The sequence below is a fragment of the Pseudomonas sp. PH1b genome (genome assembly GCF_000633395.1).
Classification (GTDB): Bacteria; Pseudomonadota; Gammaproteobacteria; order Pseudomonadales; family Pseudomonadaceae; genus Aquipseudomonas.
Window position 1 is genome coordinate 416,790 of the sequence record NZ_AYMU01000002.1, and the last position, 18,626, is coordinate 435,415.

At 60.4% G+C, this 18,626-nt stretch carries 15 protein-coding genes; 10 read left to right on the plus strand and 5 right to left on the minus strand.

Annotated features, from left to right (window positions below; genetic code table 11):
- Positions 1-24: 24 nt before the first annotated feature.
- Positions 25-777 carry a TenA family transcriptional regulator gene (locus tag U873_RS0104615; protein ID WP_371261283.1) on the plus strand — a complete coding sequence of 251 codons (753 nt, stop codon included), beginning with the start codon at positions 25-27 and terminating at the stop codon, positions 775-777.
- Between the two features lie 95 nt (positions 778-872).
- On the opposite strand, the gene U873_RS0104620 is transcribed toward U873_RS0104615, so the two are convergent.
- The 5 genes from U873_RS0104620 to U873_RS0104640 all read right to left on the minus strand — a co-directional run bounded on the left by U873_RS0104620 (position 873) and on the right by U873_RS0104640 (position 5,734).
- Positions 873-1,799, minus strand: coding sequence for a GGDEF domain-containing protein (locus U873_RS0104620; RefSeq protein ID WP_025127117.1), 927 nt, complete (start codon positions 1,797-1,799; stop codon positions 873-875).
- Positions 1,800-2,169: 370 nt separating this feature from the next.
- Positions 2,170-2,910, minus strand: a complete 741-nt coding sequence (locus U873_RS0104625; RefSeq protein WP_025127118.1) for a YciK family oxidoreductase — start codon at positions 2,908-2,910, stop codon at positions 2,170-2,172.
- A gap of 56 nt (positions 2,911-2,966) precedes the next feature.
- A complete protein-coding gene (mupP, locus tag U873_RS0104630; protein WP_025127119.1) occupies positions 2,967-3,638 on the minus strand; it encodes an N-acetylmuramic acid 6-phosphate phosphatase MupP in 672 nt (223 codons plus the stop codon).
- Positions 3,639-3,641: 3 nt separating this feature from the next.
- A complete protein-coding gene (gene ubiG / locus U873_RS0104635) occupies positions 3,642-4,340 on the minus strand; it encodes a bifunctional 2-polyprenyl-6-hydroxyphenol methylase/3-demethylubiquinol 3-O-methyltransferase UbiG (RefSeq protein WP_025127120.1) in 699 nt (232 codons plus the stop codon).
- Positions 4,341-4,402: 62 nt separating this feature from the next.
- On the minus strand, positions 4,403-5,734 hold the full coding sequence (locus U873_RS0104640) for a TRZ/ATZ family hydrolase (RefSeq protein WP_025127121.1): 1,332 nt from the start codon (positions 5,732-5,734) through the stop codon (positions 4,403-4,405).
- A gap of 108 nt (positions 5,735-5,842) precedes the next feature.
- On the opposite strand from U873_RS0104640, the gene mtnA reads away from it, so the two are divergent.
- The 9 genes from mtnA to U873_RS37145 all read left to right on the plus strand — a co-directional run bounded on the left by mtnA (position 5,843) and on the right by U873_RS37145 (position 18,542).
- Positions 5,843-6,919: an S-methyl-5-thioribose-1-phosphate isomerase gene (gene mtnA / locus U873_RS0104645; RefSeq protein WP_025127122.1), complete on the plus strand. Its 1,077-nt coding sequence runs from the start codon at positions 5,843-5,845 to the stop codon at positions 6,917-6,919.
- A 354-nt stretch (positions 6,920-7,273) separates the two neighbouring features.
- A complete protein-coding gene (gene gyrA, locus U873_RS0104650) occupies positions 7,274-9,943 on the plus strand; it encodes a DNA gyrase subunit A (RefSeq protein WP_025127123.1) in 2,670 nt (889 codons plus the stop codon).
- Between the two features lie 64 nt (positions 9,944-10,007).
- Positions 10,008-11,093, plus strand: coding sequence for a 3-phosphoserine/phosphohydroxythreonine transaminase (serC, locus tag U873_RS0104655; RefSeq protein ID WP_025127124.1), 1,086 nt, complete (start codon positions 10,008-10,010; stop codon positions 11,091-11,093).
- Positions 11,093-12,187 carry a prephenate dehydratase gene (gene pheA / locus U873_RS0104660; RefSeq protein WP_025127125.1) on the plus strand — a complete coding sequence of 365 codons (1,095 nt, stop codon included), beginning with the start codon at positions 11,093-11,095 and terminating at the stop codon, positions 12,185-12,187. Before serC ends, pheA begins: the two co-directional genes overlap by 1 nt.
- A gap of 10 nt (positions 12,188-12,197) precedes the next feature.
- Positions 12,198-13,310, plus strand: a complete 1,113-nt coding sequence (gene hisC, locus U873_RS0104665) for a histidinol-phosphate transaminase (protein ID WP_025127126.1) — start codon at positions 12,198-12,200, stop codon at positions 13,308-13,310.
- A gap of 28 nt (positions 13,311-13,338) precedes the next feature.
- On the plus strand, positions 13,339-15,546 hold the full coding sequence (locus tag U873_RS0104670) for a bifunctional prephenate dehydrogenase/3-phosphoshikimate 1-carboxyvinyltransferase (RefSeq protein WP_025127127.1): 2,208 nt from the start codon (positions 13,339-13,341) through the stop codon (positions 15,544-15,546).
- Entirely contained in the window at positions 15,543-16,232 is a 690-nt protein-coding gene (gene cmk / locus U873_RS0104675; RefSeq protein ID WP_025127128.1) for a (d)CMP kinase, read from the plus strand. The genes U873_RS0104670 and cmk overlap by 4 nt, the downstream gene beginning before the upstream one ends.
- 121 nt (positions 16,233-16,353) lie before the next feature.
- Complete coding sequence (gene rpsA / locus U873_RS0104680; RefSeq protein ID WP_007931318.1) at positions 16,354-18,048, plus strand: 30S ribosomal protein S1; 1,695 nt, start codon at positions 16,354-16,356, stop codon at positions 18,046-18,048.
- Between the two features lie 200 nt (positions 18,049-18,248).
- The gene (locus tag U873_RS37145) at positions 18,249-18,542 is read left to right on the plus strand and encodes a hypothetical protein (protein ID WP_051586056.1); all 294 of its coding nucleotides are present in this window, start codon (positions 18,249-18,251) and stop codon (positions 18,540-18,542) included.
- Positions 18,543-18,626 lie beyond the last annotated feature (84 nt).

The following is an 18,626-nucleotide window of genomic DNA, read 5'->3' on the forward strand; positions in this document are numbered from 1 at the left end:
ACATTCAGCCGAACCGGCCCGCTCATGGAAGCTGCCAGCTATCCCGCCTGGACCCAGCAATTGATTCAGGACTGCAGCGAGAGCAAGCGCCGTGTGGTGGAGCATGAGCTGTACCAGCGCATGCGTGATAACAAGCTCAGCGCCAAAGTCATGCGCCAGTACCTGATCGGCGGCTGGCCGGTGGTTGAGCAGTTTGCCCTGTACATGGCACAGAACCTGACCAAGACCCGTTTTGCCCGCCACCCAGGCGAAGACATGGCGCGCCGTTGGCTGATGCGCAATATCCGCGTCGAGCTCAATCACGCCGATTACTGGGTGCATTGGAGTCGGGCCCACGGCGTGACCCTGGAGGACCTGCAAGCCCAGCAAGTGCCGCCCGAGCTGCATGCACTGAGCCACTGGTGCTGGCACACCAGTTCAGCGGATTCGCTGATCGTGGCCATTGCTGCCACCAACTACGCCATCGAAGGGGCGACGGGCGAATGGTCGGCCCTGGTCTGCTCCAACGGGATCTATGCTGCGGCGTTCCCAGAGGAAGACCGCAAGCGCGCCATGAAATGGCTGAAGATGCACGCCCAGTACGATGATGCCCACCCCTGGGAAGCGCTGGAAATCATCGTCACCCTGGCGGGGTTGAACCCGAGCAAAGCCCTGCAGGTTGAACTGCGCCAGGCCATCTGCAAGAGCTATGACTACATGTACCTGTTCCTTGAGCGTTGCATGCAGCAGGAAAAAACCACGGTTACCCGCGAGCGCCTGGCGCTGGCAGAGGGCTAGGCCGGGGTTGTACCGGGGGGATTGCCACAAGCGGCAAGCGCTTGTGGTGATGGGATGGCCCGTGAGTGACGGGCATGGTGGGCGCGGTTCTGTGCTCAGCCCGCCATTGCCAGGCGATTGCGTCCTTCGCGCTTGGCCACGTACAGCGCACTGTCAGCGCGTCGCAACAGGCTCTCAGCCGACTCTCCTGGCAACAAGGTCGAGCAGCCCAGGCTTACGGTGAGTTCGATCAGGTCGCCATCGGCCCAGTACTCGTTTGCCTGGGCAGCATGGCGCAGGCGCTCCCCCACCATTGCCGCAGCGTCGCGTCCGGTATTGGAGAGCAGGATCAGGAACTCTTCCCCGCCATAGCGAAACACCATGTCCACATTGCGCAGTTGCCCCTTGATCGCGGCAGCAACGGCCTTGAGCACTTCATCGCCGGTGCTGTGGCCGTGGCTATCGTTGATGCGCTTGAAGTGATCGATGTCCAGCATCAGCAGCGACAACGGCAACAAGTGGCGGCGAGCCATTTCGATTTCCCGCTGCAGGGTCTGGTCCATGGCAATGCGATTGCCAGTATCGGTCAGCGGGTCCCGCAGGGCGCTGCGGGTCGCGGCGCGGTACAGCAGGGCATTGCGCATCGGGTACAGCAAGGTCGACAGCAGTGATTCCAGGTAACCCTGTTCGGTGTCGCTGAAGCGTTGGTTGCGGCGGAAAATCAGCTCGCCCATGGGTTCGCCTTCATGGCTGAGGCTGTAGCTGATGGAGTGATGGCCGCGCTGGCCGAATTCCAGGCGCAGGTCGCTGGGGGCATGGCGGTAATGCAGGGCGTCGAGGGGGACCAGGCGCTGCACTTCACGAAAGAACAGGCCGAGGATACGTTGCGGCTCAAGGCTGGTCTGCAACTGCAGCCCCAGTTGCTGACGCAATTGTCCGAGGCTGACGGGCTGCCTGATCAGCGGTGACTGCTGGCCAAAGCCCAGGCGTTGCAATTTGGCGCTGTCAAAGTCAATTGCGTTGGTCTGGGTCGGTGTTTTCATCTGAGCGTGAGCCCCCTGGGCACTGTGTACGGACTTACTGCCTGGGTGAGAGCGGCTCAGAGCTGCGCGTCGTACTGTTCCATCAGCCCCTTAGGACTTTCGCGCCTATTTTATGCCGCTTCGCCTTTGGCCTTAAAGCCCTCGGCGCATGCCGTTTTTCACAGTGTCAATGCACTGTGTATTGAGTGTTTTTAGAGCGAAACTCGTGCCATTCGGTTCATCACGATAAAAGTTGTTCTAATTCAATTGGTTGGATTTTTCACAGAAACTCTTCTGCCGACCAATGACATTTGTTTGGCAGCAAATCCAGGAGTGGCGAATGGCGCGGAGGTGTCGCGACGGTATTCCGTCGCGACGAACGGGAGGCTGTTTATTGAGCGTCGAAGGCCTGGCCGTTGATTCCAGCACTGTCCGGGCCCATCAGGTACAGATAGACCGGCATGATGTCTTCCGGTGCCGGGTTGTTGCTGGGGTTCTCACCCGGGTAGGCCTGGGCTCGCATGCTGGTGCGGGTGGCGCCGGGGTTGATGCTGTTGGCGCGAACCGGAGCCACGCTGTCCAGTTCGTCGGCCAGGGTTTGCATCAGGCCTTCGGTGGCGAACTTGGACACGCCATAGGCCCCCCAATAGGCGCGGCCCTTGCGTCCGACGCTGCTGGAGGTGAAGACCACCGAGGCGTCCTGGGACAGTTTGAGCAGCGGCAGCAGGGTGCTGGTCAGCATGAACATGGCGTTGACGTTGACTTGCATCACCCGCATGAAGTTTTCCCCGGACAGCTGCTCCAGCGGTGTGCGGGGGCCAATGATCGAGGCATTGTGCAGCAGGCCGTCGAGGTGGCCGAATTCGGTTTCGATCATCGCTGCCAGCTCGTCGTACTGGTGCGGCAGGGCAGTTTCCAGGTTGAACGGGATCACTGCGGGCTGCGGGTGTCCGGCGGCTTCGATGGCGTCGTACACCTCGCTCAGGTTGGCTTCGGTCTTGCCCAGCAGGAGCACGGTGGCGCCATGGGCGGCGAAGGTCTTGGCGGCGGCGGCACCAATGCCGCGGCCAGCGCCGGTGACCAGGATGACCCGGTCCTTGAGCAATTCAGGGCGAGCGGAGTAATCAAACATAAAAGGCCTCAACAGAAATTGGATCGTTCCCGGCAGTCAGCCGGAAATCCCGCGGCTCAGCAGCTGCACAATGCGTTATCCAGCACCTGGCGCAGTTCCAGCGGATGGCTGACCACTACGTCGGCGCCCCAATGGCGGGGGTTGTCATCCGGATGGATGTAGCCATAGGTCACGGCGGCGGTCTTGGTGCCGGCATCGCGGCCGGATTCGATGTCTCGCAGGTCATCACCGACGAACAGCACGGTGGACGGATCCAGGTCGAGCATCTTGCATGCCAGGATCAACGGCTCGGGATCGGGCTTGCTGCGCTTCACGTGGTCGGGGCAGATCAGCAGCGCCGAGCGCTCGGCCAGCCCCAACTGCTGCATGATCGGCTCGGCGAAGCGCAGCGGCTTGTTGGTCACCACGCCCCAGACCAGGTTGGCTTTCTCGATATCGGCCAGCAACTCGGCCATGCCGTCGAAGAGCCGGCTGTGCACTGCGCAGTGCGCCAGGTAGCGCTCGAGAAACTCCAGGCGCAATTCCTCGAAGCCCGGGGACTCGGGGTCCATGGAAAAGGTCACGGCCACCATGGCTCGGGCACCGCCGGAGATTTCGTCGCGAATGTGCTGGTCGGCGATCGGTGGCAGGCCGCGGTCACGGCGCATCCCCTGGCAGACCGCGATAAAGTCCGGTGCGGTGTCGAGCAGGGTGCCATCCATATCGAAAAGAACGGCTCTGATGGCCATGTCTCACTCCTCTCGCAGGGTCTGGATCATGTAGTTGACGTCCACGTCCGATGCCAGCTTGTAGTGCTTGGTCAGCGGGTTGTAGGTCAGGCCGATGATGTCCTTGACGGTCAGGCCGGCGGAACGGCTCCAGGCGCCGAGCTCCGAAGGGCGGATGAACTTCTTGAAGTCATGGGTGCCGCGAGGCAGCAGCTTCATGATGTATTCCGCGCCGATGATGGCGAACAGATAGGCCTTCGGGTTGCGGTTGATGGTGGAGAAGAACACCTGGCCGCCGGGCTTGACCATGCGGAAGCAGGCGCGAATCACCGACGAAGGATCCGGGACGTGCTCGAGCATTTCCAGGCAGGTGACGACGTCGAACTGCTGGGGCATTTCCTCGGCCAGGGCCTCGGCGGTGATCTGCCGGTACTCGACGTTCACGCCCGACTCCAGCTGGTGCAACTGCGCCACGGCCAGGGGGGCTTCACCCATGTCGATGCCGGTCACGGTGGCGCCACGTTGAGCCATGGCCTCGCTGAGGATGCCGCCGCCACAGCCAACGTCGAGTACCTTCTTGCCTGCCAGGCCGACGCGCTCGTCGATCCAGTTGACCCGCAGCGGGTTGATGTCGTGCAGGGGTTTGAACTCGCTTTCGCGGTCCCACCAGCGGTGGGCCAGGGCTTCGAACTTGGCGATTTCAGCGTGGTCGACGTTGCTCATGGGTAATGCTCCAAAGCTAAAGAATTCTCTGTAGGGCCTCAAGCTGCTGCTCAAGGCCCGGGTTATTGGGTGTGGCCGCTGATGCGCCGGCCCCAGCCGCGGGCGGTTTCGCCAAGCTGCTGTTCATCCATGCGGGTCAGGCGGCGGTCATCGAGCAACTGCTTGCCGGCAACCCACAGGTGCTTCACACAGTCCCGGCCGCTGGCATAGATCAATTGCGACACTGGATCGTAAATCGGTTGCTGGGCCAACCCAGAAAGGTCGAAGGCCGCCAGGTCCGCGGCCTTGCCGATTTCCAGGGAGCCGACTTCATTCTCCAGGCCCATGGCCCTGGCGCCATTGAGGGTGGCCATGCGCAAGGCGCGGTGGGCGTCCAGCGCGGTTGCCGAGCCGGCCACGGCCTTGGCCAGCAGGGCCGCGGTGCGGGTTTCGCCCAGCAGGTCCAGATCGTTGTTGCTGGCCGCGCCATCGGTGCCCACGGCAACATTGATCCCGGCCTGCCACAGTCGCTCCACCGGACAGAAGCCGCTGGCCAGTTTCAGGTTGGATTCCGGACAGTGAATGACGCTGGTGTTGGTTTCTACCAGTAAAGCCAGGTCGTCATCGCTGATTTGGGTCATATGAACGGCCTGGAAGCGCGGGCCCAGCAGGCCTAGCCTGGCCAGGCGAGCCAGCGGCCGTTCGCCGCGCTGCTCCAGGGACTGCTGCACCTCGAAGGCTGTTTCATGCACATGCATATGGATCGAGGCGTCGAGTTCTTCGGCGATCATCCGAATTTTTTCCAGGTTTTCGTCGCCGACGGTGTAGGGTGCATGAGGGCCGAAAGTGATCTTGATCCGTGGGTGATGCTTGAGTTCGCCGAACAGCTCCACGCCCTGGCGGATGGCCTCGTCGGCGTCGTGGGCGCCGGGGATCGGGAAATCGAGGATCGGCAGGGCGATCTGCGCGCGGATGCCGCTGTTGTGGACCCGCTCGCTGGCGACCTTGGGGAAGAAATACATGTCGGAGAAGCAAGTGATGCCGCCCTTGATCTGTTCGGCGATGGCCAGGTCCGTGCCGTCCCGGACAAAGGCCTCGTCCACCCACTTGGCTTCGGCGGGCCAGATGTGGTTCTCCAGCCAGGTCATCAGCGGCAGGTCATCGGCCAGCCCGCGAAACAGGGTCATGGCCGCATGCCCGTGGGCGTTGATCAGGCCCGGGCCCAGCAACATGTCGGGCAACTCGCGGATTTCGCTGGCCGGGTACTTCAGGGCGTCGGCCCGCGGGCCGATGAAGGCGATGCGGCCATCGCGGATTCCCAGGCCATGATCCTTGAGGGCAACGCCGGCTGGCTCCACCGGTACCAACCAGGTCGGTAGCAGCAGCAGGTCAAGCGCAGCGTGATGGTTCGGCATCGAATATCGGTCCAGAGCTTTATATAAAGGATGGCGAAGTATACCCGAGCGTCCTGGCAGGGGGATCGCTATAATCGGCGGCTTTTGTTCATGAGTGCGGGGTGAGGGATGCGCGATCGTCTGTTGGCTGCGGAGAAGGTCAAGGCCATTGATTGGCGAGATAGCGCTCTGTATCTGCTCGATCAGCGGGCTCTGCCCTTCGAGGAAACCTGGATCGCCCATCACAGTGCTGCCGAGGTGGCCGAGTCCATTCGTTCGATGGTGGTGCGCGGAGCCCCAGCCATTGGCATCAGTGCCGCCTATGCCGTGGTCCTGGCGGCGCGGATGCGTTTCGCCGCTGGTGGCGACTGGGTCGCAGCCCTGGAGGAGGACTTTGCCTTGCTGGTGGGCTCGCGTCCTACGGCGGTCAATCTGTTCTGGGCCCTGAATCGCATGCGCGAGCGCCTGGAGCGGGTCAAGGAGCATGCCGATCCGCTGGCTGCCCTGGAAGCCGAGGCGCTGGCGATCCATGAGAGCGATCGCGAGGCCAACCTGACCATGGCGCAACTGGGCGTGGACCTGATCCGTCGGCATCAGGGCAATCCGCAGGCGCTGTTGACTCATTGCAATACCGGTGCCCTGGCCACTGGCGGTTTCGGCACGGCGCTGGGAGTGGTTCGCGGCGCCTGGCTGGAAGGCATGGTGGAGCGTGTGTATGTCGATGAAACCCGGCCCTGGTTGCAGGGTTCGCGGCTGACTGCCTGGGAGCTGGCCAACGAAGGCATTCCGGTGATCCTGAATGCCGACGCCGCTGCCGCGCACATCATGAAGACCAAGGGCGTGACCTGGGTGGTCGTCGGCGCCGACCGAATCACCGCCAATGGCGATATAGCGAGCAAGATCGGCACCTACCAGCTGGCGGTCAATGCCATGCACCACGGTGTGCGCTTCATGGTGGTGGCCGCCAGCTCGAGCATCGACATGAGCCTGGCCAGTGGCGAGGACATCACCCTTGAAGAGCGTGAGGCAAGCGAACTGCTGGAACTCGGCGGCACGCCTGTCGGGGCGCAGGTCGAGGCCTTCAATCCGGTGTTCGATGTCACGCCGGCCGATCTGATCGATGCCATCGTCACGGAAAAGGGCATTGTGGAGCGTCCGGACAGCGCCAAGATGGCGCAATTGATGTGCCGCAAGCGCTTGCATTGATGTGGTGGCAGGGAAGCGCTCGATTATTGCTTCCCTGGGCGACGGCCAAGTCAGTAAAAACCACCTGCACGGGTACGAATTTGGCCTCTGAGCTTCTCAGGTGCCTTATCAGGCTGTCACCGGTCAACTAACTATGCTCCATGCCCATCAGGGGGATAGGTGCGTGGCGGCGATTGTGATAACATCCGGCGGTTTCCAAGGCGGTCCGATGCGGCTGCCTTTACTGCGCAAATCCATGGCATAACTTGTTGATTTGTCGTAAGTCGGTGCATGGCACTAGGCCTGCAGCGGCGAGCTTCGTTCGTCCCATATGGATGTGACGAAGTTTCACCAGAAAAAGGAATCAGGCTTCTCATGGGCGAACTGGCCAAAGAAATCCTCCCGGTCAATATCGAAGACGAGCTGAAACAGTCCTACCTCGACTACGCGATGAGCGTGATTGTCGGGCGGGCACTGCCTGATGCGCGCGATGGCTTGAAGCCCGTGCACCGGCGTGTGCTGTACGCGATGAGCGAGCTCGGTAACGACTGGAACAAGCCGTACAAGAAATCTGCCCGTGTTGTCGGTGACGTGATCGGTAAGTATCACCCCCACGGTGATACCGCGGTGTACGACACCATCGTTCGTATGGCCCAGCCATTCTCCCTGCGCTACCTGCTGGTAGACGGCCAGGGTAACTTCGGTTCGGTCGACGGCGACAACGCGGCGGCCATGCGATACACCGAAGTGCGCATGACCAAGCTGGCGCACGAGCTGCTGGCCGACCTGCACAAGGAAACCGTGGACTGGGTGCCGAACTACGACGGCACCGAGATGATCCCGGCGGTCATGCCGACCAAGATCCCCAACCTGCTGGTCAACGGTTCCAGCGGTATCGCCGTGGGCATGGCGACCAACATTCCGCCGCACAACCTCGGTGAAGTCATCGACGGTTGCCTGGCGCTGATCGACAATCCCGAGCTGACTGTCGACGAGCTGATGCAGTACATCCCCGGCCCGGACTTCCCGACCGCGGCGATCATCAACGGTCGCGAAGGCATCATCGAGGCCTATCGCACCGGCCGTGGCCGCATCTATATGCGCGCCCGCTCGATCATCGAAGACATCGACAAGGTCGGTGGCCGCCAGCAGATCGTCATCACCGAGCTGCCTTATCAGCTGAACAAGGCCCGTCTGATCGAGAAGATCGCCGAGCTGGTGAAAGAGAAGAAGCTCGAAGGCATCACCGAGCTGCGCGACGAGTCCGACAAGGACGGCATGCGCGTGGTCATCGAGCTGCGCCGTGGCGAAGTGCCGGAGGTGATCCTCAACAACCTCTACGCCCAGACCCAGTTGCAGGCGGTGTTCGGCATCAACATCGTGGCGCTGATCGACGGCCGTCCGCGGATCCTCAACCTCAAGGATCTGCTGGAAGCCTTCGTTCGCCACCGCCGTGAAGTGGTGACCCGGCGTACCGTGTTCGAGCTGCGCAAGGCGCGTGAGCGTGGCCATATCCTCGAAGGCCAGGCGGTTGCCCTGTCCAACATCGATCCGGTCATTGCCCTGATCAAGGCCTCGCCAACGCCATCGGAAGCCAAGGAAGCGCTGATCAGCACCCCTTGGGAGTCCAGCGCGGTGATGACCATGGTCGAGCGCGCCGGTGCAGATTCCTGCCGTCCGGAAAACCTCGATCCGCAGTACGGCCTGCGTGAAGGCAAGTACTTCCTGTCGCCGGAGCAGGCACAAGCCATTCTGGAGCTGCGCCTGCACCGCCTGACCGGCCTGGAACATGAAAAACTGCTGGCCGAGTACCAGGAGATTCTCAACCAGATCGGCGAGCTGATCCGCATCCTCAACAGCGCCACGCGCCTGATGGAAGTGATCCGCGAAGAGCTGGAAGTGATCCGTGCCGAATACGGCGACGTGCGCCGCACCGAGATTCTCGATGCCCGCCTCGACCTGACCCTGGGCGACATGATCCCGGAAGAAGAGCGGGTAGTGACCATTTCCCACGGCGGCTATGCCAAGACCCAACCGCTGGCTGCGTACCAGGCCCAGCGTCGTGGCGGCAAAGGCAAGTCGGCCACTGGTGTCAAGGATGAGGACTACATCGCTCACCTGCTGGTCGCCAACAGCCACACCACGCTGCTGCTGTTCTCCAGCAAGGGCAAGGTGTACTGGCTGAAAACCTACGAAATCCCGGAAGCTTCCCGTGCTGCCCGCGGTCGTCCGCTGGTCAACCTGCTGCCGCTGGATGATGGTGAGTACATCACCACCATGCTGCCGGTAGAGGAATACACTCAGGGTCACTACATCTTCATGGCCACCGCCAACGGCACCGTGAAGAAGACCCCGCTGGAATCCTTCAGCCGTCAGCGCAGCGTTGGTTTGATCGCTCTGGAACTGGACGAAGGCGACGTGCTGATCAGTGCTGCTATTACCGATGGCGAGCGCGAAGTCATGCTGTTCTCTGACGGTGGCAAGGTCACTCGCTTCAAGGAGTCCGACGTTCGTGCCATGGGCCGTACCGCCCGCGGCGTGCGCGGCATGCGTCTGGCCGAAGGCCAGAAGCTGATCTCCATGCTGATTCCGGAAGAAGGCAGCCAGATCCTTACCGCTTCCGAGCGTGGTTTCGGCAAGCGTACTGCTATCGGTGAATTCCCCGAGTACAAGCGTGGCGGTCAGGGCGTTATCGCCATGGTCAGCAACGAGCGTAACGGTCGTCTGGTCGGCGCGGTTCAGGTGCTGGATGGCGAGGAAATCATGCTGATTTCCGACCAGGGCACCCTGGTTCGTACCCGTGTCGATGAGGTTTCCAGTCTGGGCCGCAACACTCAGGGCGTGACCCTGATCAAGCTGGCCAGCGATGAAACCCTGGTGGGCCTGGAGCGGGTGCAGGAACCATCGGAAATCGAGGGCGACGAGTTCGACGATGAAGAGGGCGCTGAGTTCGAAGGCACCGTGCTGGATGCGGCCGCCGATCCGGATGAAGCAGCCGATGGCCAACAGGCAGACGCCGCAGGCGAAGAAGAGTCGCAAGACTAAATAAATCGTAGCAGGGCAGAGTGTTTGCTCTGTCCGCTACCGTGAATGCATAGCGAGAGTGGATGTGAGCAAACGAGCCTATAACTTCTGCGCAGGTCCCGCTGCGCTACCTGAAGCTGTCCTGTTGCGTGCCCAGGCCGAATTGCTGGATTGGCATGGCAAGGGCCTGTCGGTCATGGAGATGAGTCATCGCAGCGATGAGTTCGTCTCCATTGCCACCAAGGCCGAGCAGGATCTGCGTGATCTGCTGAATATCCCCTCGAACTATAAAGTGCTGTTTCTGCAAGGCGGCGCCAGCCAGCAATTTGCCCAGATTCCACTGAACCTGCTGCCAGAAGGCGGCCAGGCCGACTATATCGACACCGGTATCTGGTCGCAGAAGGCCATTGAAGAAGCCTCCCGCTATGGGCAGGTGAATGTGGCGGCAACTGCCAAGCCTTACGACTATTTCGCAATTCCCGGTCAGAACGAATGGCAACTGTCGCAAGACGCGGCCTACGTGCACTACGCGCCGAACGAAACCATCGGCGGCCTGGAATTCAGCTGGATCCCGGAAACCGGCGACGTTCCCCTGGTAGCCGACATGTCTTCCGACATCCTCTCGCGCCCTGTGGATATCTCCCGTTTCGGCATGATCTACGCCGGTGCGCAGAAGAACATCGGCCCTAGCGGCATCCTGGTCAACATCATTCGCGAAGACCTGCTGGGGCGCGCCCGCTCACTGTGCCCGACCATGCTCGACTACAAGGTCGCGGCAGACAACGGCTCGATGTACAACACCCCGCCGACCCTGGCCTGGTACCTGTCCGGCCTGGTGTTCGAATGGCTCAAGGAGCAGGGTGGGGTGCAAGCCATCGCCAAGCTCAATGACGCCAAGCAGCGCACGCTGTATGACTTCATCGACGCCAGCGGCCTGTACAGCAACCCGATCAACAAGACCGATCGCTCCTGGATGAACGTGCCGTTCCGTCTGGCCGATGATCGTCTGGACAAGCCGTTCCTGGTGGGCGCCGAGGCTCGCGGCCTGTTGAACCTCAAGGGCCACCGTTCGGTGGGCGGCATGCGCGCCTCCATCTATAACGCCGTGGACATCAACGCAGTCAATGCGCTGGTGGCCTACATGGCGGAGTTCGAGAAGGAACACGGCTGATGTCTGAGCAAGAACTCAAGGCCCTGCGCCTGCGCATTGACGCTCTAGACGAGAAGGTTCTGGAGCTGATCAGTGAGCGTGCGCGATGTGCCCAGGAAGTCGCCCGAGTCAAGATGGGCTCCCTGGCCGAAGGCGAAGTGCCGGTGTTCTACCGTCCCGAGCGTGAAGCCCAGGTGCTCAAGCGGGTGATGGAGCGTAACCAGGGGCCGCTGGGCAATGAAGAGATGGCGCGTCTGTTCCGCGAAATCATGTCTTCGTGCCTGGCCCTGGAGCAACCGCTGAAAGTGGCCTACCTCGGTCCTGAAGGCACCTTCACCCAGGCCGCGGCCATGAAACACTTCGGCCACGCCGTGATCAGCAAGCCGATGGCGGCGATCGACGAAGTGTTCCGCGAAGTGGCGGCTGGTGCCGTGAACTTCGGTGTGGTGCCGGTGGAAAACTCCACCGAGGGTGCGGTCAACCACACCCTCGACAGTTTCCTCGAGCACGACATGGTGATCTGTGGCGAAGTCGAGCTGCGCATCCACCATCACCTGCTGGTGGGCGAGAACACCAAGACCGACAGCATCAGCCGGATCTATTCCCATGCCCAGTCCCTGGCCCAGTGCCGCAAGTGGCTGGATGCGCATTATCCGAATGTCGAGCGCGTTGCGGTGTCCAGCAATGCGGAGGCGGCCAAGCGGGTCAAGGGCGAATGGAACTCGGCGGCGATCGCCGGCGACATGGCTGCGGGCCTGTACGGCCTGACCCGTCTGGCCGAGAAGATCGAAGACCGTCCGGACAACTCCACGCGCTTCCTGATGATCGGCAGCCAGGAAGTGCCGCCGACCGGCGACGACAAGACTTCGATCATCGTCTCGATGAGCAACAAGCCGGGTGCGCTGCACGAATTGCTGGTGCCGTTCCACGACAACGGTATTGACCTGACGCGGATCGAAACCCGGCCTTCGCGCAGTGGCAAATGGACCTATGTGTTCTTCATCGACTTCGTTGGTCACCACCGTGATCCATTGGTCAAGGGTGTGCTGGAAAAGATCAGTCAGGAAGCCGTAGCACTCAAGGTGCTGGGGTCCTACCCAAAAGCGGTTCTCTGAGGCTTAAACAATGAGTGGCGACTTCCTCGCACTGGCGCAACCAGGCGTGCAACAACTTTCGCCTTACGTTCCGGGCAAGCCCGTGGACGAACTGGCCCGTGAGCTGGACCTCGATCCGGCCACCATCGTCAAGCTGGCGAGCAACGAAAACCCGCTGGGCGCCAGCCCCAAGGCGTTGGCGGCGATTCGCGATGAGCTGGCCGAGCTGACCCGTTACCCCGACGGCAACGGTTTTGCCCTCAAGACCCTGTTAGCCGAACGCTGTGGCGTGGAGATCGGCCAGGTGACCCTGGGCAATGGCTCCAACGATATCCTGGAGCTGGTGGCGCGTGCCTATCTGGCACCCGGCTTGAATGCGGTGTTCAGTGAGCACGCTTTCGCCGTCTACCCTATCGTCACTCAGGCGGTTGGTGCTCAGGCGCGTGTGGTTCCTGCCAAGAATTGGGGGCACGATCTGCCGGCGATGCTCAAGGCCATTGATGGGCAAACCCGCGTAGTGTTCATCGCCAACCCGAACAATCCGACCGGAACCTGGTTCGGTGCCGAAGAGTTGGACGAGTTTCTTCAGGACGTACCGGCCCATGTGCTGGTGGTGCTGGACGAGGCCTATATCGAGTACGCCGAGGGCAGCGATCTGCCGGACGGCCTGGATTTCCTTGCGGCCTACCCGAACCTGCTGGTGTCGCGGACCTTCTCCAAGGCCTATGGCCTGGCCGCCTTGCGAGTGGGTTACGGCCTTTCGACTCCGGTGGTGGCGGATGTGCTGAATAGGGTGCGCCAGCCCTTTAACGTCAACAGCCTGGCCCTGGCTGCCGCCTGCGCTGCTGTACAGGACCTTGACTACCTGGCTGAAAGCCGTCGCTTGAACGAGGCGGGCATGCAGCAGTTGGAGGCAGGTTTTCGCGATTTGGGTCTGAGCTGGATTCCATCCAAGGGCAATTTCATTGCCGTTGATCTGGGGCGCGAGGCTGCACCGGTGTTCCAGGGGTTGTTGCGTGAAGGGGTGATCGTGCGTCCGGTGGCGAATTACGGCATGCCTAACCATTTGCGCATCACCATCGGCTTGCCGGCGGAAAACACTCGTTTCCTTGAGGCTTTGGCCAAGGTCCTGGCCCGTGGTTGATGTCATTCCAATGCAACCTGCTGTGCCTATGATCGGTCGCCTGGTGGTGATCGGCCTGGGATTGATTGGTGGCTCCTTTGCCAAGGGGCTGCGTGAAAGCGGTGTGTGCGGTGAAGTGGTGGGCGTCGATCTGGATCCCCAGTCGCGTCAGTTGGCCGTCGATTTGGGTGTGGTGGATCGGTGTGAAGAGGATCTGCGCCTGGCCTGCCAGGGCGCGGATGTGATTCAGCTGGCGGTGCCTATTCTGGCCATGGAGAAATTGCTGGCGTTGTTGGCCGGGATGGATCTGGGGCGAGCGGTGCTGACGGATGTTGGCAGCGCCAAGGGCAATGTGGTGCGGGCGGCTAAAGAGGCTTTTGGCGGCATGCCTGCGCGCTTTGTGCCGGGACATCCGATTGCCGGCTCGGAACAGAGTGGTGTCGAAGCTTCCAACGCTCAGCTGTTTCGCCGGCACAAGGTGATCCTTACGCCCCTGGAGCAGACCGACCCGGCTGCGTTGGCGTTGGTCGATGGGCTCTGGCGCGAGCTGGGGGCCGATGTCGAGCATATGCAGGTCGAGCGCCACGACGAAGTTCTGGCGGCGACCAGTCACTTGCCGCATCTGCTGGCCTTTGGCCTGGTCGATTCCCTGGCCAAGCGCAGTGAAAACCTCGACATCTTCCGTTACGCTGCGGGCGGTTTCCGCGATTTCACGAGAATCGCCGGTAGCGACCCGGTCATGTGGCACGACATCTTCCTCGCCAATCGCGAGGCGGTTCTGCGCACACTCGATACATTTCGCAACGACCTCGACGCCCTGCGCGACGCGGTCGATGCAGGGGACGGGCATCAGTTGTTGGGCGTATTCACTCGCGCCCGGGTTGCCCGCGAGCATTTCGGTAAAATCCTGGCCCGCCGGGCCTATGTGGACGCTATGAACTCCAACGATCTGATTTTCCTGGCAAATCCTGGTGGCCGCCTGACTGGGCGGATTCGTGTACCAGGCGACAAGTCGATTTCCCACCGTTCGATCATGCTCGGCTCCCTGGCTGAGGGCACCACTGAAGTCGAGGGTTTCCTCGAGGGTGAAGATGCCCTGGCGACGTTGCAGGCTTTCCGTGACATGGGGGTAGTGATCGAAGGTCCGCATCATGGTCGCGTGACCATTCACGGGGTGGGTTTGCATGGTCTGAAGCCGGCGCCCGGCCCGATCTACCTGGGCAACTCCGGTACCTCGATGCGTCTGCTTTCCGGCTTGCTGGCCGCGCAGAACTTCGACAGTACCCTGACTGGCGATGCGTCGTTGTCGAAAAGGCCAATGAATCGCGTGGCCAATCCGCTGCGCGAAATGGGTGCGGTCATCGAGACTGCAGACCAGGGCCGGCCTCCCATGGTGATTCGTGGTGGTCACCCGCTCAAGGGGCTGAACTACACCTTGCCGATGGCCAGCGCCCAGGTGAAGTCCTGCCTGCTGCTGGCGGGGTTGTATGCCGAGGGCAAGACCTCGGTGACCGAGCCGGCACCGACCCGCGATCACACTGAGCGCATGTTGCGTGGTTTCGGCTATCCGGTGAGTGTTGACGGCGCAACGGCAGCCGTTGAATCGGGTGGCAAGCTCAAGGCGACCCATATTGAGGTGCCTGCGGATATTTCTTCCGCGGCATTTTTCCTGGTGGCGGCATCCATTGCTGAAGGTTCCGAGTTGGTGCTGGAGCACGTGGGAATCAACCCGACCCGTACCGGTGTGATCGATATCCTGCGTCTGATGGGTGCTGACATCCGCCTGGAAAACCAGCGTGAAGTCGGTGGTGAGCCGGTTGCCGATCTGCATGTGCGTGCAGCCAAGCTCAAGGGGATCGAGATCCCCGAGGAACTGGTGCCATTGGCGATCGACGAATTCCCGGTTCTGTTCGTGGCCGCTGCCTGCGCAGAAGGACGTACCGTGCTGCGCGGTGCGGAAGAGTTGCGGGTCAAGGAATCCGATCGCATCCAGGTAATGGCTGATGGTTTGCTGGCGCTCGGCGTCAAGTGCGAGCCGACAGCGGATGGCATTATCATCGATGGCGGTCAAATCGGTGGTGGCGAGGTTCATGGCCACGGCGATCACCGCATTGCCATGGCGTTCAGCGTTGCCTCGTTGCGCGCCAATGCGCCGATTCGCATCCATGACTGCGCCAACGTTGCCACGTCGTTCCCGAACTTCCTTGGGCTGTGCGCGCAAGTGGGGATTCGTGTTGCACAAGAGGCTCAGTCGTGAACATCCAGGCGCCTGTGATCACCATTGATGGGCCAAGCGGTTCGGGTAAAGGCACCATTGCTGGCAAGCTGGCCAGGCACCTGGGGTGGTGCCTGCTGGACTCCGGTGCCCTGTACCGGTTGTTGGCGTTTTCCGCGCGTAATCATGGTGTTGATCTGACCAATGAAGAATCGCTGAAGCTGTTGGCGGCTCACTTGGATGTACAGTTCCTTGGTGCCACTGAAAATCATCCGCAGCGGATCATTCTCGAAGGCGATGATGTGACCGACGACCTGCGCAATGAGCAGGTCGGCGCCTGGGCCTCCCAGGTAGCAGCGCTGCCTGCGGTGCGTGATGCCCTATTGCAGCGCCAGCGCGCATTCCAGGAGCCACCTGGGCTGGTGGCGGATGGTCGTGACATGGGGACGGTAGTGTTTCCTGATGCGCCATTGAAGATTTTCCTGACGGCCAGCGCCGAGGAGCGTGCTCGCCGGCGCTACTTGCAGTTGAAGGGAAAGGTCGATGGTGTTAGTCTGTCGAGTCTGCTAGATGAGATCCGTGCGCGTGATGAGCGCGACACCCAGCGAGCGGTAGCCCCGCTCAAGCCGGCGGCCGACGCCATACAGCTGGATTCCACGGAGTTGTCCATCGATCAGGTGTTGCAACGCATTCTGAGCGAGATCGCCATTCGCGATATCGCCGGGTGAACAAGAAAGATTGCAGGGGACCAGTCATAGTCCTGCGGTCTTTCTTTTATATGAACGTAACCCACGTCGTCTGGGATGTGGCAGATGGGCGGATTCTTCGCCCTTATCAACAGGAATTAAAATGAGCGAAAGCTTTGCGGAACTCTTTGAAGAAAGCCTAAAAACCCTGAACCTTCAGGCAGGCTCCATCATCACCGGTGTTATCGTCGACATCGACTACCAAGCGCGTTGGGTTACCGTACACGCTGGTCTGAAGTCTGAAGCACTTATCCCGCTTGAGCAGTTCTACAACGATGCTGGCGAACTGTCCATCAATGTTGGTGATGAAGTTCACGTTGCTCTGGATTCGGTTGAAGACGGTTTCGGTGAAACCAAGCTCTCCCGTGAAAAAGCCAAGCGCGCTGAATGCTGGATCGTTCTGGAAGCAGCCTTCGCAGCTGAAGAAGTGGTCAAGGGCGTTATCAACGGTAAGGTTAAAGGCGGCTTCACTGTCGACGTTAACGGCATCCGTGCGTTCCTGCCAGGTTCTCTGGTTGACGTCCGTCCAGTGCGCGACACCACGCACCTGGAAGGCAAAGAGCTCGAGTTTAAAGTCATCAAACTCGATCAGAAGCGCAACAACGTTGTCGTTTCCCGTCGTAGCGTCCTCGAAGCCGAGAACTCCGCTGAGCGTGAAGCTCTGCTGGAATCCCTGCAGGAAGGCCAGCAAGTCAAAGGTATCGTCAAGAACCTCACCGATTACGGCGCATTCGTCGATCTGGGTGGCGTCGATGGCCTGCTGCACATCACCGACATGGCTTGGAAACGCATCAAGCATCCTTCCGAAATCGTCAACGTTGGCGACGAGATCGATGTCAAGGTTCTGAAGTACGATCGCGAGCGCAATCGTGTTTCCCTGGGCCTGAAGCAACTGGGCGAAGATCCATGGGTTGCTATCAAAGCCCGTTACCCAGAAAGCACCCGCGTTACCGCTCGTGTAACCAACCTGACCGACTACGGCTGCTTCGCTGAGCTGGAAGAAGGCGTTGAAGGTCTGGTACACGTTTCGGAAATGGACTGGACCAACAAGAACATCCACCCTTCGAAAGTCGTACAAGTCGGCGACGAAGTGGAAGTTATGGTTCTGGACATCGACGAAGAGCGTCGTCGTATCTCCCTCGGCATCAAGCAGTGCAAGTCCAACCCATGGGAAGACTTCTCTGGCCAGTTCAACAAGGGCGATAAAATCTCCGGCACCATCAAGTCGATCACCGATTTCGGTATCTTCATTGGTCTGGACGGCGGCATCGACGGCCTGGTTCACCTGTCCGACATCTCCTGGAACGAAGTGGGCGAAGAAGCCGTACGTCGTTTCAAGAAGGGCGACGAGCTGGACACCGTTATCCTGTCTGTTGATCCAGAGCGTGAGCGTATCTCCCTGGGTATCAAGCAGCTGGAAAGCGACCCGTTCTCTGAGTACGTACAAGAGAACGACAAAGGCGCAATCGTTAAGGGTGTTGTAAAAGAAGTTGACGCCAAAGGCGCCATCATCACCCTGGCCAACGATATCGAAGCTACTCTGAAAGCCTCTGAAATCAGCCGTGACCGCATCGAAGATGCGCGTAACGTTCTGAAAGAAGGCGAAGAAGTTGAAGCCAAGATCATCAGCGTTGACCGTAAGAGCCGTGTAATCCAGCTCTCGATCAAGTCGAAAGACGTTGAAGACGAGAAAGAAGCTATCCAGAGCCTGCGCGACAAGCCAGCTGCTTCGGATATCGCTGCTGGTCCTACCACTCTGGGCGACCTGTTGCGTGCACAGATGGAAAAGCAGAACTAAGTTCTGTCAGACCATAAAAAGGGCGACTTCGGTCGCCCTTTTTTATTGTCTGAAGAAAGCCAGGGAGGATTTTGACCAAGGAAGAAACCAACACATGCTACGGGCTGTCTCTTTCATAAGTGAGCTGATTGCACATTAAGGTCTAGGCTTCCCCTGAGTGGTGCACCATTTGAAAGGCAGTAACTGCCATAAGGAAGGGAATGAGCAGGTTGAGTGTGAGTGTTTTGATTGTTCTTTTTCTGGCTGGGTGTACCACTAGCGTAAAGACCCACGTGGTCCGTGGGGTTAGCGGTATAGAGGTCGATTGTTCAGGCTTGGGTTCAGATTGGGATAAGTGCTACAAGCGTGCCGCGCGCGAGTGCGGCGTTAATGGCTATAAAGTCATTACTAGGTCCAGTGATGCTAAGGAGGAGGAAGGGGATTACCCTTTTGGTTGGAATCCGGCAGGTTATCTGACACGAACGATGCTGGTGATGTGTCGACAGGGCAGCTGAAGTTTTTTCTTGTGGTGTGCCCGAGATGAGGGGATAGAGTTTGTTTCAGCAAGTCGCCGCTTGGGCTGTTCAAAACCTTCAGAG